We start from the raw sequence: 23,051 nt of genomic DNA on the forward strand, positions 1-23,051 counted from the left end.
AAGGTCAGCGTTGATTACGGCAATGTTTTGTACTCTTGCAACATTGCATCGACAATTTGTTGGATGCGTGCTTGCTTTTCTTCTACCGGAACGTTTTTACTGATCGCATGACTTAAAATAGAACGCCAAACGGACTTATTGGTATTTGGATCCACCATATCAATGACCACCGTGCCCTCAGTGTAATCTTTCACTTCAACCTGTTGCATCATATGCGGATAGGTGTATGCGCCGTAACAGCGCCAACACGTATACACACCGGTGTTATAAGTGCGTACTTTTGACTTGTCTTTTGTGGCGATTTGAAATCTTATCAAGGTATCGGCAACGTCAGGTTGCGCTTCGCTCATCCCTTTAGCCTGTAGGTTGCGATGTATCGCATTGACAATACGATCGTGATCTAAACTACTGACATGAGGGCTTAATGACGTATTGCCTTGTGCATCCACCGTCGCAGGTACCAGTATCGCGTACGTCGATACCGCGTTAAAATCGTAGCTTGGATTATAATCTACGTCCGCTTTGTAACGCGTCGCACAGGCGCTTAGAAAACTAACGGCTAATAAAATAATGAGAAAGTGTGACTTCATAATGCCCTCGCTTGTGTCGTTGTTGTGTAGTCTGAGTCGATGTACTCGCGGTAAGTTCCACTTATTGCTGCTCGATATCATCGATAAATTGCTGCGAACGCTTAATTGACTCGTTCATACGTGTGATCAATACATCCACATCTCGTTTTAACGAGGTATACTCCCCTTGCAGTTGTCCAATCGCTCTTGCATTTAAATTATGTTTTAAAAACAGCATATTATCCTTTAGAGCAGCTAGTACTGGTTGCATTGCTTGTTCTGATTGGCGCATTGATTTCATCAGCGTTTGATAATTTCGTTGCGTGGCCGTCAATTTTGCTCGGCTTTGTCGCTGCAAAGTTTGACTGCTATATTGGTCGATTTCGCTTTGCCACTCGACAAACAGCGCCTCGGCCACATCCTCGATCGCTTCAATGCGATCACTGACCTCGTTTGCCGCATCCTCTGACTGCTGATAATTGTCTAAGGTGATTTGGTATTGTTGTTTTAAGTCGCCACCGTCATAGCCTATTAAATCACTCAGTTGTTCTACAGCCGATGAAAATTGTTGCTGTGCATCTTGTTGAGATTCTTTGGCATCTTCAATGCGACTGACCATGATATCCCGCTTGTGCTGGCCCACCGTTTCCATCGCAGAATAATACGCAGATTGACACGCTGACAGTAACGCAACCGAGGCAATACAAAATGTCTTTGAGATAACGTGCATAGACGACTCTAGTTTTAAGTTATTGATTAGTAGAGCATACGTCAAAAATGGTATTTTTTAAATGTCTGTTTTAACAAAAGCAACAATCGAATAAGAACCGTGGATAAAGCAGATATTAACACAGCAGGTGGTTAATTAAATATGAAACGACAGACCAAGATAAGTTATAAGCAATGTAATGCGACGTGAGGATTGGAGCGGCTAACGAGACTCGAACTCGTGACATTCACGTTGGCAACGTGATGCTCTACCAACTGAGCTACAGCCGCATAGAGGTGTTATTACAAAGCTAGTACCTTGCTAAAGCAAATGGTACCCGGGGCCGGACTTGAACCGGCACGTCCGTTAAGACGAGGGATTTTAAATCCCTTGTGTCTACCAATTCCACCACCCGGGCATAATGCCGAATGCTTTGTAATAAGGTAGTAATAAATTGGAGCGGCTAACGAGACTCGAACTCGTGACATTCACGTTGGCAACGTGATGCTCTACCAACTGAGCTACAGCCGCTTTGTCAATTTTGTATCACCATCTGTCGATGAAATGGTACCCGGGGCCGGACTTGAACCGGCACGTCCGTTAAGACGAGGGATTTTAAATCCCTTGTGTCTACCAATTCCACCACCCGGGCAGAATGGAGGCGGGTCCCGGAGTCGAACCGAGGTCCACGGATTTGCAATCCGCTGCATAGCCACTCTGCCAACCCGCCGATAACATCAACACGTTGGTGATGATTTAACAAAATGTTTGGAGCGGCTAACGAGACTCGAACTCGTGACATTCACGTTGGCAACGTGATGCTCTACCAACTGAGCTACAGCCGCATAAATACATTTTGAAAAATTTGGAGCGGCTAACGAGACTCGAACTCGTGACATTCACGTTGGCAACGTGATGCTCTACCAACTGAGCTACAGCCGCATAATATATTTTGAAATGTTGGAGCGGCTAACGAGACTCGAACTCGTGACATTCACGTTGGCAACGTGATGCTCTACCAACTGAGCTACAGCCGCTTCATAAAACTCTTATTACAAAGTCAGTACCTTCAATATAATACATTGTTGTTAATTCAACAATGAATGGTACCCGGGGCCGGACTTGAACCGGCACGTCCGTTAAGACGAGGGATTTTAAATCCCTTGTGTCTACCAATTCCACCACCCGGGCATAACGCCGAATGCTTTGTAATAAAGGTAGTTATAAATTTGGAGCGGCTAACGAGACTCGAACTCGTGACATTCACGTTGGCAACGTGATGCTCTACCAACTGAGCTACAGCCGCTTCATAAAGTGCGTACATTGTATATTGGAGCGGCTAACGAGACTCGAACTCGTGACATTCACGTTGGCAACGTGATGCTCTACCAACTGAGCTACAGCCGCTTTATAAAGTGATACGCTCACCATGTGTTGATGAAATGGTACCCGGGGCCGGACTTGAACCGGCACGTCCGTTAAGACGAGGGATTTTAAATCCCTTGTGTCTACCAATTCCACCACCCGGGCAGAATGGAGGCGGGTCCCGGAGTCGAACCGAGGTCCACGGATTTGCAATCCGCTGCATAGCCACTCTGCCAACCCGCCAATAACATCAACAAGCTGGTGATGGATGTCCTTATCTAAATAATTGGAGCGGCTAACGAGACTCGAACTCGTGACATTCACGTTGGCAACGTGATGCTCTACCAACTGAGCTACAGCCGCTTTTCCATGCTGACTCCCTGTCAACGGTTGTGCATTCTACATCGTTCTTTTGATGAGTCAACACTTAAATTTTATTTTTTTATCGTTTGCTCAAAAATCGACTAACATGGTGATTTTTTCGCTAAAAGGCGTTGTTTATCGGTCATTTTTTACCATCTCACATGGCCTATTTAGCGGGCGTTTAACGATTCATTATTGGTGCGCGCGCATTAACACGCGCGCTAAGAAGGTGCTAATTACCGCGCAATGCCGGCATTGCTGCGCGTAAGTACTGAGTCATCGAAATAAACGCAAATACGGTAGCCAAGAAATAAAAAAACCAAGCCGCGTAAATAATTAGCGAAGACGGCACGTCGAATAACACCAGTGGAATAGGATAATTAGGCTGCCAGATTAGGCCCATAAGTGCCAACATTTGGGTTGCGGTTTTCCATTTACCCAAATCTGAGACGGCTACTTGGTCGCGTTTTCCAACGTCGGCCATAAACTCTCTTAGCGCAGATATCACGATTTCCCGTGCAATCATAATAACCGCCGGTATTGTCACCCAAATATTGCGAAATTCAGAAACAATCAGTACCAATGCGATGGTCACCATCAATTTATCCGCTACCGGATCGATAAACGCGCCAAACGGTGTTGATTGCTTTAACCGACGGGCCAGATAACCATCTAATGCATCACTGATTGACGCAACCCAAAAAACAGCGAACGCGGCAAAGTTTGACCAGTTTTTACTGAATTGATCTGGCATCATGTCGTGCATGTAGTAGACAAAAATGAATACTGGTATCAAAAAAATACGGAATAAGGTGATATGGTTAGGTATTGTCCACATAAAATTAATTAAACTGCTTGTTTTAGTTGTCTATTTTACATGAAGCTTGCCACTTGTCATGTAACCTTTTTAACATTTTTGCATTTACCGGCTAACTATTGATAGGAAGCGCGTGATCGCTCCCCCACTCAGCCCACGAACCGTCATACAGGCAAACGTTGTGATAACCCACTAATATTGACGCCAACATAACAATGCATGCGGTAATGCCCGAGCCACATGAATATATAATAGCACTGCTTTGCTGGTCGATGTGCGCATCGAATAACTCGAGCAGTGAGTCTCTGTCTTTAAATCGACCATGCTCAAGTACATCGGTAAATGGAATGTTTATTGAGCCGGGTATGTGCCCTCGCCGCACTCCGGCGCGCGGTTCGGGAATCTGTGCATAAAACCGTTGGTGACTACGCACATCAATAAGGCTAACATCGGATTGTTGTAAACCCGTTAGTATTCGCTGTTTGTCAATCAGTAACTCAGAGCGCTTGCTAGCGCAAAATATGTTGCGACCAAACGTACTGCTTTGGGCACTGACAGGCAACGCCGAGAACGCGTCGCTTGTTCGGTACTTATCGACGACCGGTAGCTCGTTGTCCAGCCATGTGGGTAAACCGCCGTCTAATACAAAAACGTTGTCAAACCCCATATACTTAAATGTCAACCATACTCTTGGCGCACTGTAGATGCCTTGTTGATCATAAATCACCACGACGGCATCACGGCTTATCTGGTAATGCTGGATCAACGCGTTAAATTGCTCCGTTGTCGGCATCGCGTGTAACTGTGGACTGTGTCTATCACATAACTGCTGCTCGACATTCACCGCAATTGCGTTGGGTATTACCGATAAAGATGAATAGATACGCGGTTCAATACCGACAATGTTATCCATAACTGCATCAATCACAATTAATTGCTCATCACCTAAATGTTTTACTAGCCACGTGCTATCGACAACGGGTACGCTTGGTAACGGTATGGTCATAATTATCCTAATTGAAGAAGTCGCGAATGGTTTTAGCTAACTGTTGCGATATACCAGGTACTTGCATTAGTTGGTCGACTGAAGCATTTTTAACTTCCTGTAAACCGCCCAAATACTTAAGTAACGCCTGTCGTTTTTTAGCGCCGATACCAGGAATATCTTCCAACGTCGATTTTTTTGCCGCCTTTGCGCGTTTCGCGCGGTGCCCTGCTATTGCAAATCGGTGCGACTCATCGCGAATGTGTTGCACTAAATGCAACGCTGGCGAAGTCGCAGGTAAATTAATTAATTGATGAGAGCCTGCCATGATCAGCGTTTCGAGTCCAGGTTTTCGCGACTCTCCCTTGGCAACACCGATCAATAAAGGGCTATGCGGTAAATCAAGGTCAGCAAAGAATTGCTCGGCACGGGCAAGTTGACCTTTACCGCCATCAATAAACACAATATCTGGTAGCTTATCGTCATCTTTTACTTTACCGTAACGCTTATTCAGCGCAAACGACATGGCAGCATAGTCGTCACCGGGGGTTATGCCGTGCACATTATATCGTCTGTAATCGCTTTTTAACGGGCCGTCAGGATTAAACACCACACACGACGCTACGGTTTGTTGCCCCATGGTATGACTGATATCAAAACACTCAATGCGTTCAATTGGCTTATTCAGTTCAAACTCGTTGTTCAATTCTCTAAATCGCGCTTGCATTGATTCTTTATGACTGTTTTTAACTTGCAGCGCATTGTCTGCGTTGGTGTTGGCCAAGGTCAGATAACGTTTTCGTTCACTGCGCACATTACTGGCGATCTTCACCTCATATCCCACCTGTTTTGACAACAGGTGTTGTAATTGGACGCTGTTATCAATGGCACATGGCAAAATGATCTCTTTCGCTATGTTCCCCTGATTAACATCTTCACCTAAGTAATGCTGTGTTACAAAGGCACTGACAATTTCCTCATCTGAACTGGCCGAAGGAATGAGCGGATAAAAACTCTTGCTACCCAGCACCATGCGATCGCGAATAAACAAGATGTGTAAGCACGCTTGATTCTTTATACGAGCAAAGCCAATCACATCCAATTCAGCGGTAGTCCCTGAAACAAACTGCTTCTCTTGTACTTTGCGAAGCGTCGCGATCTGATCTCGGTATCTTGCCGCCTGCTCAAATGCGAGTTTATCACTGGCCCGTTCCATTGATTCAACCAGTGTTGAAATTACCTGCTCATTTTTACCCTGTAAAAACAGCCGCGCTAAATGGACCTGTTGCTGATAGTCTTGCTCTGATATTTTATCAACACACGGTGCGCTGCAACGCTTTAATTGATATTGCAAACAAGGACGAGAGCGAGCGCGATAATAGCTATCTTCACATTGGCGAATGGGGAATAATTTTTGCATTAGACGCAAGCTGTCCCACACCGCGCCCGCACTTGGAAATGGTCCAAAATATTCGCCTTTAACACGCTTTCCCCCGCGATGAGCTCCTAGTTTAGGGTGGCGATGAGCTGTGATGACTATATAGGGGTAAGATTTGTCATCTCGCAGTAAAATATTGTATTTGGGCTGATATTTCTTGATGTAGTTGTTTTCAAGAATAAGTGCTTCGCCTTCGGTGTGGGTTATGGTCACATCGATAGCGCGAATTTGTTGAACTAACGCTCGAGTCTTAACGCTAGGAACGTCTCGGCGAAAATAACTGGCCAACCGTTTGTTGAGATCTTTTGCCTTGCCTACATAAATGACTTGTTGCTGTTCGTCATACATGCGATAAACGCCACTTTGATGAGTGACGTTCGCCAAAAACGCTTTATGGTCAAAGACTGTTTGATTATTTTCCATGTTTCAATTGCACGTCGTCGGTACGCAGTAAACCATAGCGAATTGCTAAATGAGTCAACTCCACATCATTGCTAACCGACAACTTTTCAAACATCCGATAGCGATAGCTATTCACCGTTTTACTGCTCAAAGACAGTTTTTCAGAAATACTAACCACCTTTTCTCCGCGCGTTATCATCATCATTATTTGCAATTCGCGATCCGACAACGAGGCCAATGGGCTTTCATCTTTTTTACTAAATGAGGATAGCGCCATTGTTTGCGCAATTTCAGGGGTGATATATCGTTGCCCCGACTTTACTGCCCGTATCGCTTGAATCATTTCTTCCGGCGGTGTATTTTTGGTGAGAAATCCCGACGCCCCTATTTGCATGACGGTAGTTGGGAAAGGCTCCTCAGCTTGTACCGTTAGCACGATCAGCTTTAAATGCGGTTTGTAGCGCAAAATTTTTCGAGTCGCCTCTAACCCACCAATGCCCGGCATATTAACATCCATTAAAATCACATCAGGCTCGTTTTGACGACAATACGCGACCGCATCTTCGCCGGTGGCCATTTCCGCGACCACTTTAATCGCCTTCGAATCTTCGAGTAAGCGTTTAATCCCGGTGCGTACTAAATCATGATCATCAACCAATACAACGTTTATCACTCAAAATCCCTTATAACTTATGTTGATTTAGCCAATTGCTGAGCAAACCAATTTGACCGTTTTTGTAGGCGGCATAGGTAATGCGAATCGCATTTGACAATATCGTGCTGTCGTTCCAATCAGTTTGCTCACTGATTTGCTGGTAGCACTCTATCGCTTCTTTCGATAAATATCCGCGTACTTCTTTTTTGCCTTTGCTGCGCTGACGCTCGCGAAAGCGTTGTTGTTTTTCAGCGTTACTTAACGCTACTTTGGTCGTACCAGTATCAGCCATTACCATGCTCTCTTGTTATTTTTTGTTATATGGTTACGGATAACCAAATTAATTGCAATTAATTTCATTTTTTTATTGTTTGGCGTACACATGTACGCTAAAGTCTTGGCCTGATGATTTTCCCGATCAAGCCTTTAGTCACGTGGCTAACAGCTCCGATCAGTAAACAAAAAGATGAGAAAAATTTTATCATGTTTGAACAAAAGAATGCTTACAACAAACAAGACTTAGTCCTTGCCGGCACCACCGACTTTTTTGGTGAAGGTAACTCAAAACTTCCAGCCGACAACATGCTAATGATGGATAGAATCGTCAAAATCACCGAGGAAGGTGGTAAATTTGGCAAAGGCGAAATTGTTGCCGAGTTGGACATCAATCCAGACTTGTGGTTTTTCGATTGTCACTTTAAAGGCGACCCAGTAATGCCGGGCTGTCTAGGCCTTGATGCCATGTGGCAACTTGTGGGCTTCTTCTTAGCATGGACAGGTGGTCCTGGCCGCGGTCGTGCGTTAGGTGTTGGTGAAGTTAAATTTACCGGACAAATTTTACCTACTGCGAAAAAAGTAACGTATCGCATTGACCTTAAACGCGTGATTAAACGCAAACTTTACATGGGTCTTGCCGATGGCACGGTAGAAGTCGACGGTAAGGTAATCTACCAAGCAACCGACTTAAAAGTTGGTCTTTTTACTGATACAACTGCGTTTTAACATCTCTTAAACGACACGTATTACCGGCCAACGCGCAAGCTAACGCATTGGCAACAATGGCAATAACGACAACTTAGTGTTCAAATCGCCAAATTTGACTAAAAAAACATATTTAAAGGGCTATGAATATTGTTTCATAGCCCTTTATTTTTGCACCGATGCACGTCTTAATTACCGCTACCATTGATAACATTGCATCGTTGTGCTGAAACATTCTAAGTAAATAGGTTTTACTGTGTTCGATCAGTTTTGATTAAAGAGCTAAATCCAATCGTACTGTTGCGAACATTACAGCTAAAATTGTTGTGATAACCATTTTGTCTGGTTCCAATTAACTACCTCGCTGACACGCCATACCTTCACATACGACCTAGTCGCGTTTAAAGGATTACGAATCGCCGTCTTGTCCCTTTGAATTTATGCAAAAAGTTAGAAAAGAGGTGCTCATGCGACCATTCTTTGTGATTAGGACGCTTCAAGTTATAAGAAGACGTTGTACGGCCGTTTTGTGCCACACAGAGTCATCAACAAAATCAGAATAATAAAGCCGTCATCCCATCATGCTTTTGGATGGGATCTCTATCAGTTTCGATGTGGCTTGACCGGCCGATAAGTGCCAGACAGAGTCGCTCAAATAATTAAAACAATTCAGCGTCATCCCATCATGCTTTTGGATGGGATCTCCTTCAATTTCGATGTGCCTTGACCGGCAGCTTTGTGCCATTCAGAGTCATTAACTAAATCAGAAAATTAAGCCGTCATCCCATCATGGTTTTGGATGGGATCTCTTCTATTTTCGAGGTGAACTGTACGGCCGAGTTCTGCCATCAACGGTGATTAAACTAAGCTTTAATGTTGAGTAAGGCAGTAAAATTCATCACATAGATAAGACTCTGCCTGGTTCATTTTGATAGTGTATTCATCAAGCTTTTCTCGGTCATTCATATTCAGGCGATTATACAAATATCTCCATTCTCGAAAAACTTGTTTATGCTCTCCTGAAGCTGCTTTATTAAAGTAGGACAGAGAGTGATTGTAATCTTTATTCTGCCTATAGTGCACAGCTAGTCTAAGGCAAGGTTCTACGTATTTTTCACATAATAAAGTTAGCGTATCGATGCTCTTAGTCACATCTTTTGGCAGAAGCTCACCTACTAGGCTTTCAATCGATTTTGCATACAAGGCTCTATCACTCCCTTCAGAGATAAGTTTTTCCAGTAGAGCAATCGCTTCTTCATGTTTATTAAGCTCAAAGTAATAATGGACACTTTCTATATCGTTAGGGGCCTCATTTATTTTTGTTAAGTAATGTGCATCAAGAGTTTCATGAAAATTATCTAGTGTTTCAAAAGTATCTGACATTACTTTGTAATCTTTATATAAAAAAGAAAAAATAAAGAGTGGTGTAAGCAAAAGAAAGAACACGCTGAGTATAATTAAAGTTGCCTGTATTTTAGCTTTTCTGCCAACGACTACTTTTATATCAACAGGTACTTTACAGTCTAAAGGTGGGAATCTGCTCTCCCTTATTGCTCGAATAGCTATTCGTACCATAAAAAAAGTAAAAGTAACTAATGCAAATAACCACGCAAGGTTAAAAATCGAAGCAATGGCTAGTAGCTTATAATATGCCTCAATAGCTTGCTCGTTAGTTAAGTTTTGGACATCACCTCGTATAAAGTTTGAATAAATATCCGACTGAAAAAATAAAGATAAAGATAACATGATAAGCACAAATACAAGTAATTTAGTGCGTAGAGTTTTATCTGCTTTAATAATTTCTGTCATTTTTATTTGAATATAATAGTGAGGTTGCTAAGGTCTGGTTATCGCTCAAAGCAGCCCATTATTAGGCTTTTGATTTTCCCCAAGGAAGTGACTTAGATATTTTTAATCCTTGGTAATTACAATTGATAAAAAACTCAAACTTTATAAGTTTGTCGTCAACGTTAATCTTGCCAATGGCCTCGTTACAGTCGTTTGTAAAAAACGTATAACGCAAAACATCATCAACAGTAATTTTTGTTCCTTCAGGTAAATTTGCTATTAACCTACCCTGGTGACAGCAATCGCTTTGCCTTACCAATGAAACATTATAAAAGCCAAAGTTACCCTCGGACTGTTCATATAAAGCCATATCTTCAGTCAACTCAAATTCGCCGCCAACATAATTCGAATAATGGTTAGATAAGCTTTGGGAATTTGCAGCGCAAGAAATGCATAAACTCGAAAACAATAATATGATTAGTATCCGCATTAGATCCCTCGACCTATCTTTACACGTCCGTTTATCGCTCATTACAGTCTCATACCGCTTACACTGCTGATGCTAGAGTATTTGGCTAAAGCTGATTTATCTTTAATTTCTTTCAGAACATGCTGTATATCTGTTTGTATCCCGTCTAAGTCATATATACCACCCAAGGCGATATTCAAAGCTTTAAACTGTTCAGGCTCCATAAAGACATAAAGTGCATATTCCGAATAACACTTATATTGCGGAAATAGCGAAACTAACATCCATGAAATTTGCTCTTTTGAATAGTATTTGGCCTTTGGATATTCTTTGTTGAGGAAACTATTTCCTTCTCTTAAAAAAGCCAACAATGCTCGTGTCTTTTTGGACCATAATATGGAAAGCATAAATATCCTTTTATTTCCGCTTATCGCTCAAACCAGAATTATTGAGCTTTATATTTATCGAAGACTTTGAACAGTAAAAAATAGCCTAAAAACTGAATTGGCCACAGTTCAAAACCTAATATGTTAAAAGTTGAATCGATATACTTTCTAATAGCCAGATATATTGACGCTGGCCACCAAATCAATCGAGCAACAACCATTTCCAGTTGATAATACCACTCAATTTCTATAGCTGTGTCGGAACTCATTGCGGCGTGCAGAAAAAGGAAAAAGCCAGCAAAAGATAATACTAATATCGCAATAAATCTTTTTATCCATTTTGGCTGGAGCATTAACAGAATATCCTTTTAATGTTTAATTTACGGCTCGTAACCAACTTCTGCTTATCGCTCACAGCAGCCGTTTGCTACTGACTATTAATCAATAACTTACGCTGTTTAACCGACAGGCCAAACGTGCCAACAGCAGTCAGTGAACTCTTATAAATCAAAATTTACAATAATCTAAAATATCTGGGGGAATTAGCTGGTACTCTTTTAATTTAGAGTTCAACCAACTCGATAGTTCCATAGCACTTGAAGAGTTGTTTTGCCGTGCCCAATCTCCTTTTTCTTCTAACACTATTGGAGAGTACACCTCTTTTTTAGCGTCATATTCAAAAGTAGCGTATAAGATTCTTCCAGTATCGTAACATCTATGTTCTTCGTCACTAATGTCACTCATTTGGACATTATTTTTAGTATTGATTAACTTATTAAAAGTTTCTTGGTCAATTACTTCAAGCAAGAATGGATCGTCACCAATTAACTCATCAATATAAGTTTCATCATAAGTTTCGCCTGAAAAAATACCATCATAATTAGGCAACCGGGTGTTATTGACAAAAGAATAGAGAGAACCATCATCAGTTAAATACATTCCAACATGCTGTCCACCAAAAGCATAATTATCCCAAAATACCACTAATTGATATTTTGGTTCTTTTTTTACAGACTCATCCCCTCCACAACTAAATAAGACTGTACAAACAATTATCAATAATAAATGTTTTATATTCATAACGCTTTCCCTACTTTGTTGTTCAACTTCCGCTGTTCGCTCACAGAAGCTGTCAGTTACTGAATATTAATCAATAACTTACGTTATAACTGCGACCGATGCAAATGTGTATTCGTCTGTCATTCGAATGCAAGCTCAATCAAGTCTCATTTTTGTTTTACGAGCTTTAGATATTGACCGCATGTATTTCTTTCTTTGAGGTCAGGTGGATTATTAGGTGTATAACTTTTGAGTAAGTGTCGTATCCGCAACCATCTATTTATTGGCGCGGCCTCTTTTCATTTACTGATTTAAATAAAAAAAAACAAAAAAGGGATCTAGTATCCTAGATCCCTTATAAAATATCAGCCGCAGTGGCTGTATCACTATTTTTCGTTTACGCTGTATTGCTAGCCGTTTGTTTTAATCTATATTATTAAACATTACTCAGCATCGGCTAAACGGTGTATTGGTTTTCTAAAGCCAACATACCACTGATAGTAATTACAAATTTTTTGTGCGAAGTTGGCGAGCACCAAAGCCAAACAAAGCCAGTAACCACAATGACCACGACATCGACGCACCTTGACGTTCAATGGTTTCGCCTAAGTCTTCTCGACAATCATTGACGCTAAATGTCGATCCTGTCGGTTTTAGTACAACTACGCGCAACACGTCTTCTTCAGCGCCCTCAACAATCTCGCCATCAATTGAAAACGGTTGTCCTTGGGAATCTAACTTCGGCTTTCTCACCCAAGCTGTAGCCAATATTTCATTGCGCTCGTTGATATCTTTGGCTTCAACAATAACGTATTTGGCTTGGTCTTCACAGCTTAAAAATTGGTTTACATTATAAAACTGAGCATTGCCAATATCGTATAAAAAGCCATGTCGACGACGCGGAAACTCCGAACTGTCAACAAAATCCTCTACCTCGCCTTCACCAACGATTATGTTATTATCGTTGATTGCGTGAGGATAGCTGGCTGAGCCCTTAAAAAAATCTTCAGGAAAAACAGGGGTAATCACGTCGCTATTTGCGTCTGCATAGAAAAACTTGGTTCTAGGCTTGCCGTTGATATAGGCATACATGTAGCCGGTAAACATACCTGCGTTATTAATGTCTAAGGCTCGTGACTCAAAATATTCATCGCGATCGGTGAATTGAATAACCTCACCATCTTTAAAAACGGCAGCAAATTGTCCTTTGCGCTCAGTTTTGCTTGGCTCAGTTTCGTCCTCGTCCCACCAAAAATCGGAAAAACCAACGATCACGCCATCGTCGTTAATGGCCGTTGCTGCGCTGACGAACGCGCGTTCATCCTCTTCATTGGGGTTAACAATACCCGTGCCTAAATCGACCGTATTAACAATCTCACCCTGCTCATTCATTTCCCACAAAAACGCATTCGAGTAATACAATTGACGACGGCGATTTTGAATACAAATCTCCAAAGGTATGTCATTGATAAGATTGTCTGTTAAACAGTAATCATCTTCCTTCTCAATGTCGTCAAGGGTTCTACTGCTTAACGCAACCGATGAGGTACCCACAGCGACACGGTTACTATTAACATCGTAAATCGCAGATAAACCACCGTACTTGGCCTCGGCAGGTGGCAACTCTATAACCGTCTCACCGTCAAAGCTTATCCAACCGCGTTGATCAAATTCGCGGTACCAGTGAATTTCTTCTTCGCCATCATCATCAAACGGCTCCAATGGCAAATACGGTGCACTAGAAAAGCCAAATACCCAGCCGTCGTCGGTCATCCCTTGAGCGCTATCAACGGTTGAACGAGTTAATTGACCTGTCTCGGGGAAGGCGCTATCAAATACCGGAAGCTCAAATGCTTGTTTGCTATTTTCGTCGTAGCGATAAACAAAGGTATCGCCAATGCGTTGATTTTCACTACCTCCGGCGGTACGCAAATAGCGAATAGTCCAAGATAGCGCATTGGCATCTGGGTTACCCGCTCGCAATTGCTCTTCAGCCTGCTCATCAATTTCGTATAATTCAAATACCGCCTCGTGATCGCGCTCTGCTAGACGAACAATACGATCAAAATCATCCTCGTCTAAATAGTCAAACTGAACAGGGAAATTATACGAGGTTTGTCCGACGATAAGCGTTTGACCAATATTGGTTTGCTCAATCGCATAGGTATTTTTAATATTGTCCAGACCGCTGTATTCACTGATCGTATACGATACGGCTTCTTCAGCAAAACTACTAGACATTGCGCTTACAACGCTCAATGCAATGGCGGATTTAATCAAGTTTTTCATTTACTGCTTTTCTCTTGAAATTCTTCTAATTCTTGCCAACGATCAAAAGCGCGTTCAAATTCATCCTCTGATTGTTGCAACTGCTGTAATACCGATTGCGTTACTTGGCTCTCTTGAGCAAAAAAATCAGGTTCATTGACCTGTTGTTGCAATGTTTCAATGGTATTTTCTAATTTTTCTAATAATGACGGTAACGATTCTAACTCGCGTTTATCTTTATATGAAAGCTTATTTTGCTTTTTTTGTCCGCTCGCTGACTTTTGTCCCGACGAATTCGTATTAACTTTGTCTTTGACGGCCTTCGTCTGCTTTTGTTCCGCACGCATTGCCAAATATTGTTCAACGTCGCTATAACCGCCGACGATCTCAGCGATATGGCCACTGCCATCAAAATACAAGCAACTGTTTACGCAGTTATTAACAAAGTCCCTGTCATGACTAACCAATAGTACCGTACCTGGGTAGTTGGCAACAACCACTTCCAACAATTCAAGTGTTTCAATATCCAAATCATTGGTTGGCTCGTCCAAAATAAGTAAATTACTCTGTTTCAAAAACAACTTAGCCAACAGCAAGCGATTGCGTTCTCCACCCGACAGCGCTCTAACTGGTGTCCTAGACCGCTTCGGACTGAACAAAAAGTCTTGTAAATAACCTAACACATGGCGTGTTTTACCATTTACGGTAACTTCTTGCTTACCGTCAGAAACAGCATCGGCAACGGTTTGATCAACATCCAATTGCTCGCGATATTGATCAAAATAAGCAATATCCAAATTAACCCCCAAGCGCATTTTGCCAGATGTAGGCTTAATTTGTTCGGTAATTAACTTGAGTAATGTCGATTTGCCGGTACCATTTGCGCCAATTAAGGCGATGCGATCACCTCGACTGATCAACAAATTAAGATCGCGAATCACCTGTTTGTTGGCAAATTCTATCGCCAAAGACTCACATTCGAATACCAATTTACCACTGCGCTCTGATTGTGCAACGGTCATGTCTCCTTGGCTGCGAATATCTCGTCTCGCTTTGCGTTCTAATCGCAATTTTTCAAGCGCTCGAACTCGACCTTCATTACGTGTTCGCCGAGCTTTAATACCCTGTCGAATCCAGGTCTCTTCTTCGGCTAGTTTTTTATCAAACAATTGGTTTTGTTGTTCTTCAACCTGCAAGTCGTGTTGTTTTTGCTCTAAATAGGTATCGTAGTCACCCGGATAACTCTTGAGTACACCGCGGTCTAAATCAACAATACGCGTAGCGAGCGATCGTATAAATGCCCGATCATGCGAAATGAACACGATAGTCCCGTGAAAACCCAACAAAAAATTTTCTAACCAAAGCACACTATCAATATCAAGGTGGTTGGTCGGTTCGTCGAGCAACAAAACATCGGGGTTGGTAACCAGTGCTTTTGCCAGAGCGATTTTGCGTAGCCAACCACCAGATAATTCACTTACCGATTGCTGACCATTTAGCTTCAGTTTGCTCAATACCTGCTCGATACGCTGCTCGTCTTGCCACGCGTTGTTTTGTTCGAGCTTTTGTTGAACACCTGCCAATTTAGCTAAGTTCTCTTCACTCGGTTGCTGCTCCACTATGGTTAAACATTGGTGGTACGCTTGTATTAACTCGGCATTTTGTTTTAAGCCGGCTGCGACAAAATCAAAGATGCTCTGCTGACAACTTTTTGGAGGATCTTGAGCGAGCATGGCCACGCGGATATCGTTTGAAAACACCAACTCGCCATCATCGAGGTGCACCGATTGGTTGATAACTTTGAGTAATGACGACTTACCAGCGCCATTGCGTCCAACGAGACACACTCGTTCACCGCGCTTAATACGCATAAGCGCATTGTCTAAAATTTTGTCTTCGCCAAACGCGAGTTCAGCATTGGTTATTCTAATTAGTTCCACTTATAAACTCTTGTAATTGGATAAAATCAAATGGCCAATATAGCGCAATATGGCTGGCGCGATGCTCAAGTACCGGAATACTCGTCGAGTATAGCGACACCAGTTGTTGATCATCAACAATATCAACACTCTGGTATTGACCTTTAATCAACATATCGCACAACGCAGCTGCTTCGTCGCACAAATGGCAACCTTCGGTGCCGTACAGCAAATAAGGCTTTGTTTTTGTCACTACACGATCCTTATTGACGAGTAATAGACCAGCTATTGTGAATGTGTTTATTGCGTTTAAAGTCAATATCCAACGTTTGCGCACTTAACTCTTTGGCCTGCAAACCATGCGCTGCCAATGCGTCAAAGTCCATTTTAAAATTGCGCTTGTTGTTGGTGAAAATCAACTCGCCCCCAGGCGCAACGGCTTTCATTGCCATGACAAGTGTCTCGATATGATCGCGTTGAACGTCAAAGGTGTTTGTCATCCGTTTAGAGTTTGAGAAAGTTGGCGGATCAATAAACACCAAATCAAATTGTTGGTTATTTTCAGCCAACCACGCTAAACAATCAGCCTGAATAAACTGGTACTTATGACCGCGTAAACCATTTAGCTCAAAGTTATCTTTGGCCCACTCTAAGTAGGTTTTCGACATATCTACTGTGGTAACGGCTTCAGCCCCCGCTAAAGCCGCTTGTACCGATACTGAACCCGTATAAGCAAATAGATTCAGTACCCGTTTACCTTTCGACTTTTTCGCTACCAATTGGCGTGTTTTACGATGATCCAGAAACAAGCCGGTATCGAGGTAATCCCATAGATTCACTTTCAATAACGCGTTGTATTCTCTTACCACCAAGGTTTTCTTTGCTTTATTCAAGGCTTGGTACTGATTCTTACCTTTTTGTTTGGCTCTTACTTTTACCACAACTTTATCGGCAGAAACGTCAAGTACTCTCGGTGCAAAATAGATCACCTCTTGTAAGCGTTCCGAGGCCTTTTTGGCATCGATACTTTTGGGTGGTGCATATTCAAATATCACCAGGTGATCGTCATAAATATCCACTGCAACGTTGTATTCTGGAATATCGGCATCATAAATTCGATAACAGTTAACGTTGTGTTGCTTTAACCATGACTTCATGGTTTTAATGTTTTTTCGAAGTCTATTGGCAAATGCATTATCGTCTTTATCGCTAATGCTTACCTCGGGTGTGCGTTCAATTTGAGCTTGATCAATATGATAAAGCGCCATTTGGCAATCGAGTGGACCGTTTTTGAATTTATAACGCTTATGACTTGCCAATTTTAATAACGCTAACATCTCAATGTTGGAGGTAATTAATGCTACATGCCAACCTAAAAAGCGTTGCTTAAACAACTTACCAAGCTCTGTAAAGGTGGAAACGAGCTCGGGTAATGACCCCAACCGTTCACCGTATGGAGGGTTAAATAGTATATGCCCCGTTGCCTTGAATGGATTGACAAGATTTTCTGCACGGCCAGGTTTAAATTCAATGAAGTCGCTAAGTTCGGCATTTTTGGCATTGATACGAGCCGTTTTTAATACCCGCTGATCACTGTCAAAGCCATACACTTTGATGTCACAGTCCGTTAAGCGTTGTTGATTTGCTTGGCCTTCGCTTTCAAGTAGGCTGTTAAACAACTCTGCGTCGTGCTGTTGCCACCCTTCAAAACCCCAATATTTTCTATCGACACCAGGTGAAAGCCCCGCTGCCATCGAAATGGCTTCAATTAACAAGGTGCCTGAGCCACACATCGGATCTATCAACGGTTGATTGATATCGTTTAACCAGCCTGAACGAATCACCATGGCTGCAGCTAGGTTTTCTTTTATTGGCGCCGCCCCAGTGTTATCGCGATACCCCCGAGCAAATAGTGAACGGCCAGAGAAATCCAGATAAAACGTCACCGCGTTGCGCAATAACCTCGCCTGAAATCGCACATCAGGCTGAAATTTTTCAACATTGGGTCGAACCTGTCCCTGATCACGAAAGCTATCTACTATCGCATCCTTTACCGTCAATGCGCCAAATTGGGAATCGCGAATGGCTTGGTTCTTTCCGACAAAATCTACGGCAAAGCTTTTTTCAGCGCTAAAGTGGTTTGGCCAAGTTATAGCTGATGCGGCGTTGTACAGGTCGTCTTTATTCTTTATCGGTACCGGCTCTGAAATAGCTAATAACACACGACTGGCTAAACGGGTTCGCAAACAAATAAGATAAGCGTTCTCCAACGTTGACGAAAAGTAAACGCCTTCTGGCTTTTGTACCACATCACTTGCATCCAACTGCTTTAACTCATCGGCTAACAGTTGCTCTATTCCAAACGATGTAAGAGCTAAGAATTGATTCATAAAGATATCCAAACACAAAGATGGGTGAATTATAAAGGATTGTTCCTCGACTTGTTACTTGATCTGCCATTATTTTTTACGGCCCCAAGCTTATTACCAATTGGCGAGTCGTTGGTAATCCTCTGCCACTTAACATTTTCAGGGCATTACTAATGCCAACAACCTATATAATGCTAATTGGTTACATTGTCGTTAAAATGCAAGCCTATATTACTGGCTCGTGAGTTGATCCAATACTTGGCTTTACGATTATAATAAGCTGGACAAACAACATTGTTCACCGATTCTGCTAGTTTCGGATAAATAATCAGCGAATGCCATTAAGTTACTAAAAATTACTGATTAGTGCTTGCAATTAACAACGCCAATCCTTATAGTACGCTTCGTTTTCAGGCGCGGGATGGAGCAGCCTGGTAGCTCGTCGGGCTCATAACCCGAAGGTCGTCGGTTCAAATCCGGCTCCCGCAACCAACTATTTTATTTATACACAGTTGTTTGGATATCTGAAAACCTTCCTTAGTAAGGGGAAGAAAAACCTCTTTACTGGCTTACCTACTCTGTTGTAGGTCATTCGGACGCGGGATGGAGCAGCCTGGTAGCTCGTCGGGCTCATAACCCGAAGGTCGTCGGTTCAAATCCGGCTCCCGCAACCAATTTTATTAACAGTGTTTGCATAGACACGATTAATAAAACGCCGATATGTTGACGAGGTCGTCAGTTCGCTAATACAAGAACGGGCTACCGCAACAAATTCTTATAGAATGAATTAAAACTTCTAAGGCTTTGTTTTATAAGCATTTATAAAACACATTCGGACGCGGGATGGAGCAGCCTGGTAGCTCGTCGGGCTCATAACCCGAAGGTCGTCGGTTCAAATCCGGCTCCCGCAACCAATTTTATTATCAGTGTTTGCATAGACACGATTAATAAAACGCCGATATGTTGACGAGGTCGTCAGTTCGCTAATACAAGAACAGGCTCCCGCAACAAATTTTATTAACAGTGTTTACATAGACACGATTAATAAGGCGCCGATATGTTGACGAGGTCGTCAGTTCGCTAATACAAGAACAGGCTCCCGCAACAAATTCTTTTAAACAGAATTAAAACGTTTAAGGCTTTGTTTTATAATCAAATATAAAACACATCGGACGCGGGATGGAGCAGCCTGGTAGCTCGTCGGGCTCATAACCCGAAGGTCGTCGGTTCAAATCCGGCTCCCGCAACCAATTTTATTAACAGTGTTTGCATAGACACGATTAATAAGACGCCGATATGTTGACGAGGTCGTCAGTTCGCTAATACAAGAACAGGCTCCCGCAACAAATTCTTTTAAACAGAATTAAAACGTTTAAGGCTTTGTTTTATAAACTCTTATAAAACTCATTCGGACGCGGGATGGAGCAGCCTGGTAGCTCGTCGGGCTCATAACCCGAAGGTCGTCGGTTCAAATCCGGCTCCCGCAACCAATTTTCTTAAATACGCCCCGTTAAAAATATCTCATCATTTCTTCATTTGTCGACTCAAGCGTCGGTTCGCTAATACAAGAACAGGCTCACGCAACAAATTTTCTTAAGAACGCCCGTTAAAAATAACTGATCATTTCTTTATTTGTCGACTCAAGCGTCGGTTCGCTAATACAAGAACAGGCTCCCGCAACCAATTGTCTTAAAAACGCCGCGTTAAAAATAACTCATCATTTCTTCATTTGTCGACTCAAGCGTCGGTTCGCTAATACAAGAACAGGCTCCCGCAACCAGCTATTTATCAGAGCTTCCCCTACATACTTTAATGACAACCTAATACTTGACTATGTCGTCGGTGCGTTGGCACGACAACAGAGCCAGTTCACGCTTATCATTAACACCGCTGTCTCACTGTGCTTACAATAAACGTCAGATGAATTACCGATCGTTGCGATTAACCTATTTTGTTACAATGTGCTTACCATCAAGCGACGTTGGGATCATGATATGGGCGTAATCGGTATCTCCCCACATGACATACGGTCCTCCAACACGAGGATCGCTCGTAATGTGTTGTAACAATGCTTTGGGAACGATGATCATAATATGCGGTCCGGTCTCAACGTAGTCATCGGCAGCGCCGTGATCTGCGTGATAAGGAGTAGAGTTACTGACACCTGAACCACTAGGCTCTCCCTGGAGCATATAAGATATGCCGATTTTGTCCGCTTTAAACGGTTGTTTATTGGCAATCGCATTCATCATTGCCATCCATGTGGCATCATTACACATTGGGGCTTTGTCACCGGGTAGTGTATCAGGTAGGCAGGTCCATTCATTACTACCTTTTTGTAAGACCGTACCGTCAGTGTCAATAATAGTTGCGTTATCACTTATTTGTGCTGGTGCAGCCGATTTTGCTCGGCTAATTTTATCTAATATCGAGTCTTCGGCGACGCTGAACGAGGTGCCTACAAAGTAAGCAGTTAACAACATCCCTAATCGAGTAACATTGTGCATTTTAATGCTCCTAAGTAAATAATAAACGATAAATATCAGCGCTCTTTAGTCGTTAATTTTGCCCGCAAACTGCCAATCGATTTCACAAACAACTGCAGTTCATGGTTAATATTAATCAATTATCCGTGTTGATAGACGATAAAACGCTGTGAAAAGTATGGTAGCTAGAGGTTAGAATGTAAAACAGCCGAATGCGAGCACGCTGCATTAAAGAGCTATAGGTAACCAAGGAGTAGATTGGTTAGCAGAAAGTATTATCGCATCTAAGTTACATTGACGTACAATCGGATCAACAACAGTTGCTGTATTTTTATCGCTGTTACCGCTTGCCAATAACACAAAATACTAAATTTTTGGATCGACATATGAATAAGCAAACATCAAAGTTAATCAAGCTCGGTTTTTATCGACATTTTAAGGGGAATATATATCGCGTCTTACACCTTGCTAAAGACAGTGAAACCGAACAGTATTTTGTCGTTTATCAACCGCAATACGGCGATATGGATGTTTGGATCCGACCGCTATCAATGTTCGACGAAACCATTGAGCGCGATGGAAAAATATTCAAGCGTTTCACGTTTTTAGGCGAGAACATCGACACTGGTAACGCGAGTAAAGACGATTAAAGGTGGGAGTGATATTAGGTGACTCGCAAAATATATTTTCCAATATTTTTATTTGCTGCCATTGCCTGATGCGCTTCATCGGCATGTGACCAGTCAAATACTTGGTCAATAACTGGCTCGATGCTACCGTCACACAGCGCAGAAAAAAACTGCTCTGTAAAATCTTTAACCAACTGCGTTTTGTATTGATCCGAACGATTTCGCAAGGTTGATGCCTCAATCCTCGCGCGCTTTTGCAACAGTTTTGCAATATCAACTGGCTCGCTATAACGACCGCCAAGCATTGACAAAATAACTATGCAGCCATCAAGCGCTAATATCGATATGTTTTTGTTTAGGTAGGAGCCTGAGACGATATCAACAATAACGTCGAATCCTTTAGGGTTATGTGCTTTACTCCACTCAACAAAGCATTGTTGACGGTAAGGAATTACGTGGTCGGCGCCAAACTGGGCACAAGCCTGTGCCTTTTGCTCGTTGCCAACCGTTACCGTCACAGTCGCCCCCATCGCTTTGGCCAGTTTTATCGCCGCACTACCAACACCACTGGCACCACCGTGAATTAGCACCGATTGCTCAGGGATTATATGGCCAATGGTAAACAAGCTTTGATATGCCGTGAGGAATACTTCACTTAATGCGGCACCCTGCTCATAACTAAAGTGTGGCGGCAACGGGATCATGTGTCCTTGATGCATTGCTACGTATTGTGCGTAACCACCACCTGCAACTAACCCACAAACTCGGTCACCAATCTTAATCGAATCAACATCAGAGCCTAGTGCTATGACATCACCACTGACTTCTATGCCTAAAATATCAGACTCGCCTTTAGGAGGCGGATATTTGCCGTCTCGCTGTAACAGATCTGCTCGATTTACACCGATCGCACGGACTTTAATCAAACACTGTTGTGACGATAGTGATGGCTTGTCGGTATCGGCGAAGGACAATGGGTGATTGTTTAAACTGCGTATGTATTTCACACTATTTACAAAGTGACCAATTTACCAATACTCTACCCCAATTTACCCGACCGCGAAATGATTAATATCGCGTAAATGGGTTGCTTCGATTGTCACGTTTTCTACATGTGCATCGGGGGGGCCTTCTTTAATCCACTCTAACATTTGCATAACGTTGGATTCTTCACCACAAACCATTATTTCGACACTACCGTCGTCTTGGTTATGAGCGTAACCTGCTAAAGATAAATCAATTGCTTGCGACTGTGCGCTCGAACGAAAATATACTCCTTGTACTTCGCCAGTCACTTTCGCAATATAACAAACTCTCATTTTTTATCCTTTTGTTATTTTCGCCTGAAAGTAAAATTGTGAAAACAAGAGTCTTTGTTTACAATCAGTGCACTT

Annotated in this window: 21 protein-coding genes and 19 tRNA genes; 7 read left to right on the forward strand and 33 right to left on the reverse strand. The window is 42.4% G+C overall.

Annotation, left to right across the window (positions count from 1 at the left end; genetic code table 11):
- Positions 1 to 14 precede the first annotated feature (14 nt).
- From ACAY30_RS07400 to ACAY30_RS07500, 21 genes are all read right to left on the reverse strand, one after another.
- The gene (locus tag ACAY30_RS07400; protein WP_290250400.1) at positions 15 to 590 is read right to left on the reverse strand and encodes a DUF4136 domain-containing protein; all 576 of its coding nucleotides are present in this window, start codon (positions 588 to 590) and stop codon (positions 15 to 17) included.
- Between the two features lie 61 nt (positions 591 to 651).
- On the reverse strand, positions 652 to 1,299 hold the full coding sequence (locus ACAY30_RS07405; protein WP_290250401.1) for a DUF2959 domain-containing protein: 648 nt from the start codon (positions 1,297 to 1,299) through the stop codon (positions 652 to 654).
- Positions 1,300 to 1,492: 193 nt separating this feature from the next.
- Positions 1,493 to 1,568, reverse strand: a tRNA-Gly gene (locus tag ACAY30_RS07410).
- Positions 1,569 to 1,609: 41 nt separating this feature from the next.
- A tRNA-Leu gene (locus tag ACAY30_RS07415) sits at positions 1,610 to 1,696 on the reverse strand.
- Positions 1,697 to 1,733: 37 nt separating this feature from the next.
- A tRNA-Gly gene (locus tag ACAY30_RS07420) sits at positions 1,734 to 1,809 on the reverse strand.
- Between the two features lie 34 nt (positions 1,810 to 1,843).
- A tRNA-Leu gene (locus ACAY30_RS07425) sits at positions 1,844 to 1,930 on the reverse strand.
- 4 nt (positions 1,931 to 1,934) lie between these two features.
- Positions 1,935 to 2,008: transfer RNA gene (locus ACAY30_RS07430), tRNA-Cys, on the reverse strand.
- Between the two features lie 39 nt (positions 2,009 to 2,047).
- Positions 2,048 to 2,123, reverse strand: a tRNA-Gly gene (locus tag ACAY30_RS07435).
- A gap of 21 nt (positions 2,124 to 2,144) precedes the next feature.
- Positions 2,145 to 2,220 (reverse strand) — tRNA-Gly (locus tag ACAY30_RS07440).
- A 19-nt stretch (positions 2,221 to 2,239) separates the two neighbouring features.
- Positions 2,240 to 2,315, reverse strand: a tRNA-Gly gene (locus ACAY30_RS07445).
- A gap of 67 nt (positions 2,316 to 2,382) precedes the next feature.
- Positions 2,383 to 2,469 (reverse strand) — tRNA-Leu (locus ACAY30_RS07450).
- Between the two features lie 39 nt (positions 2,470 to 2,508).
- Positions 2,509 to 2,584, reverse strand: a tRNA-Gly gene (locus ACAY30_RS07455).
- Positions 2,585 to 2,609: 25 nt separating this feature from the next.
- Positions 2,610 to 2,685: transfer RNA gene (locus ACAY30_RS07460), tRNA-Gly, on the reverse strand.
- Positions 2,686 to 2,721: 36 nt separating this feature from the next.
- Positions 2,722 to 2,808: transfer RNA gene (locus tag ACAY30_RS07465), tRNA-Leu, on the reverse strand.
- Between the two features lie 4 nt (positions 2,809 to 2,812).
- Positions 2,813 to 2,886, reverse strand: a tRNA-Cys gene (locus ACAY30_RS07470).
- 44 nt (positions 2,887 to 2,930) lie between these two features.
- Positions 2,931 to 3,006, reverse strand: a tRNA-Gly gene (locus ACAY30_RS07475).
- Between the two features lie 232 nt (positions 3,007 to 3,238).
- Complete coding sequence (gene pgsA / locus ACAY30_RS07480; RefSeq protein ID WP_290250402.1) at positions 3,239 to 3,844, reverse strand: CDP-diacylglycerol--glycerol-3-phosphate 3-phosphatidyltransferase; 606 nt, start codon at positions 3,842 to 3,844, stop codon at positions 3,239 to 3,241.
- 91 nt (positions 3,845 to 3,935) lie between these two features.
- Positions 3,936 to 4,829 carry a sulfurtransferase gene (locus tag ACAY30_RS07485; RefSeq protein ID WP_290250403.1) on the reverse strand — a complete coding sequence of 298 codons (894 nt, stop codon included), beginning with the start codon at positions 4,827 to 4,829 and terminating at the stop codon, positions 3,936 to 3,938.
- 7 nt (positions 4,830 to 4,836) lie between these two features.
- Positions 4,837 to 6,669 (reverse strand): excinuclease ABC subunit UvrC, encoded by a 1,833-nt coding sequence (gene uvrC / locus ACAY30_RS07490; protein WP_290250404.1) that lies wholly within the window; start codon positions 6,667 to 6,669, stop codon positions 4,837 to 4,839.
- Positions 6,659 to 7,321 (reverse strand): UvrY/SirA/GacA family response regulator transcription factor, encoded by a 663-nt coding sequence (gene uvrY, locus ACAY30_RS07495; RefSeq protein ID WP_290250405.1) that lies wholly within the window; start codon positions 7,319 to 7,321, stop codon positions 6,659 to 6,661. Before uvrY ends, uvrC begins: the two co-directional genes overlap by 11 nt.
- Before the next feature lie 10 nt (positions 7,322 to 7,331).
- Entirely contained in the window at positions 7,332 to 7,595 is a 264-nt protein-coding gene (locus ACAY30_RS07500) for a hypothetical protein (RefSeq protein ID WP_290250406.1), read from the reverse strand.
- 191 nt (positions 7,596 to 7,786) lie between these two features.
- On the opposite strand from ACAY30_RS07500, the gene fabA reads away from it, so the two are divergent.
- Entirely contained in the window at positions 7,787 to 8,305 is a 519-nt protein-coding gene (fabA, locus tag ACAY30_RS07505; protein WP_290250407.1) for a bifunctional 3-hydroxydecanoyl-ACP dehydratase/trans-2-decenoyl-ACP isomerase, read from the forward strand.
- Between the two features lie 849 nt (positions 8,306 to 9,154).
- Here fabA and ACAY30_RS07510 read toward each other — a convergent pair.
- The 9 genes from ACAY30_RS07510 to rlmKL all read right to left on the reverse strand — a co-directional run bounded on the left by ACAY30_RS07510 (position 9,155) and on the right by rlmKL (position 18,563).
- Positions 9,155 to 10,093, reverse strand: a complete 939-nt coding sequence (locus ACAY30_RS07510; RefSeq protein WP_290250408.1) for a hypothetical protein — start codon at positions 10,091 to 10,093, stop codon at positions 9,155 to 9,157.
- 61 nt (positions 10,094 to 10,154) lie between these two features.
- The gene (locus tag ACAY30_RS07515; RefSeq protein ID WP_371189822.1) at positions 10,155 to 10,454 is read right to left on the reverse strand and encodes a hypothetical protein; all 300 of its coding nucleotides are present in this window, start codon (positions 10,452 to 10,454) and stop codon (positions 10,155 to 10,157) included.
- 149 nt (positions 10,455 to 10,603) lie between these two features.
- The gene (locus ACAY30_RS07520; RefSeq protein WP_371189824.1) at positions 10,604 to 10,948 is read right to left on the reverse strand and encodes a hypothetical protein; all 345 of its coding nucleotides are present in this window, start codon (positions 10,946 to 10,948) and stop codon (positions 10,604 to 10,606) included.
- 38 nt (positions 10,949 to 10,986) lie between these two features.
- Entirely contained in the window at positions 10,987 to 11,280 is a 294-nt protein-coding gene (locus ACAY30_RS07525) for a hypothetical protein (RefSeq protein ID WP_290251949.1), read from the reverse strand.
- A gap of 154 nt (positions 11,281 to 11,434) precedes the next feature.
- Positions 11,435 to 12,007 carry a hypothetical protein gene (locus ACAY30_RS07530; protein ID WP_290251950.1) on the reverse strand — a complete coding sequence of 191 codons (573 nt, stop codon included), beginning with the start codon at positions 12,005 to 12,007 and terminating at the stop codon, positions 11,435 to 11,437.
- A gap of 483 nt (positions 12,008 to 12,490) precedes the next feature.
- The gene (locus ACAY30_RS07535; protein WP_290251951.1) at positions 12,491 to 14,275 is read right to left on the reverse strand and encodes a DUF3466 family protein; all 1,785 of its coding nucleotides are present in this window, start codon (positions 14,273 to 14,275) and stop codon (positions 12,491 to 12,493) included.
- On the reverse strand, positions 14,272 to 16,194 hold the full coding sequence (locus ACAY30_RS07540; RefSeq protein ID WP_290251952.1) for an ABC transporter ATP-binding protein: 1,923 nt from the start codon (positions 16,192 to 16,194) through the stop codon (positions 14,272 to 14,274). The genes ACAY30_RS07535 and ACAY30_RS07540 overlap by 4 nt, the downstream gene beginning before the upstream one ends.
- Positions 16,181 to 16,426, reverse strand: coding sequence for a glutaredoxin family protein (locus tag ACAY30_RS07545; protein ID WP_290251953.1), 246 nt, complete (start codon positions 16,424 to 16,426; stop codon positions 16,181 to 16,183). The genes ACAY30_RS07540 and ACAY30_RS07545 overlap by 14 nt, the downstream gene beginning before the upstream one ends.
- A gap of 10 nt (positions 16,427 to 16,436) precedes the next feature.
- On the reverse strand, positions 16,437 to 18,563 hold the full coding sequence (gene rlmKL, locus ACAY30_RS07550) for a bifunctional 23S rRNA (guanine(2069)-N(7))-methyltransferase RlmK/23S rRNA (guanine(2445)-N(2))-methyltransferase RlmL (protein WP_290251954.1): 2,127 nt from the start codon (positions 18,561 to 18,563) through the stop codon (positions 16,437 to 16,439).
- 394 nt (positions 18,564 to 18,957) lie between these two features.
- Here rlmKL and ACAY30_RS07555 point away from each other — a divergent pair.
- The 5 genes from ACAY30_RS07555 to ACAY30_RS07575 all read left to right on the forward strand — a co-directional run bounded on the left by ACAY30_RS07555 (position 18,958) and on the right by ACAY30_RS07575 (position 20,032).
- Positions 18,958 to 19,034, forward strand: a tRNA-Met gene (locus tag ACAY30_RS07555).
- Positions 19,035 to 19,139: 105 nt separating this feature from the next.
- Positions 19,140 to 19,216: transfer RNA gene (locus tag ACAY30_RS07560), tRNA-Met, on the forward strand.
- Positions 19,217 to 19,379: 163 nt separating this feature from the next.
- Positions 19,380 to 19,456: transfer RNA gene (locus ACAY30_RS07565), tRNA-Met, on the forward strand.
- A gap of 259 nt (positions 19,457 to 19,715) precedes the next feature.
- Positions 19,716 to 19,792 (forward strand) — tRNA-Met (locus ACAY30_RS07570).
- Positions 19,793 to 19,955: 163 nt separating this feature from the next.
- Positions 19,956 to 20,032 (forward strand) — tRNA-Met (locus ACAY30_RS07575).
- Positions 20,033 to 20,488: 456 nt separating this feature from the next.
- Here the strand turns inward: ACAY30_RS07575 and ACAY30_RS07580 are convergent.
- Positions 20,489 to 21,049 carry a hypothetical protein gene (locus ACAY30_RS07580; protein ID WP_290251955.1) on the reverse strand — a complete coding sequence of 187 codons (561 nt, stop codon included), beginning with the start codon at positions 21,047 to 21,049 and terminating at the stop codon, positions 20,489 to 20,491.
- A gap of 365 nt (positions 21,050 to 21,414) precedes the next feature.
- Here ACAY30_RS07580 and ACAY30_RS07585 point away from each other — a divergent pair, with 365 nt between their 5' ends.
- A complete protein-coding gene (locus tag ACAY30_RS07585) occupies positions 21,415 to 21,678 on the forward strand; it encodes a DUF1653 domain-containing protein (protein ID WP_290251956.1) in 264 nt (87 codons plus the stop codon).
- 14 nt (positions 21,679 to 21,692) lie between these two features.
- Here the strand turns inward: ACAY30_RS07585 and ACAY30_RS07590 are convergent, their stop codons facing one another.
- Together ACAY30_RS07590 and ACAY30_RS07595 are read right to left on the reverse strand one after the other, a co-directional pair.
- Positions 21,693 to 22,664 (reverse strand): NAD(P)H-quinone oxidoreductase, encoded by a 972-nt coding sequence (locus ACAY30_RS07590; protein ID WP_290251957.1) that lies wholly within the window; start codon positions 22,662 to 22,664, stop codon positions 21,693 to 21,695.
- A 42-nt stretch (positions 22,665 to 22,706) separates the two neighbouring features.
- Entirely contained in the window at positions 22,707 to 22,976 is a 270-nt protein-coding gene (locus ACAY30_RS07595; protein ID WP_290251958.1) for an acylphosphatase, read from the reverse strand.
- Between the last annotated feature and the right edge of the window lie 75 nt (positions 22,977 to 23,051).

The organism is Thalassotalea ponticola, assembly GCF_041379045.1.
Lineage (GTDB): Bacteria > Pseudomonadota > Gammaproteobacteria > Enterobacterales > Alteromonadaceae > Thalassotalea_A > Thalassotalea_A ponticola.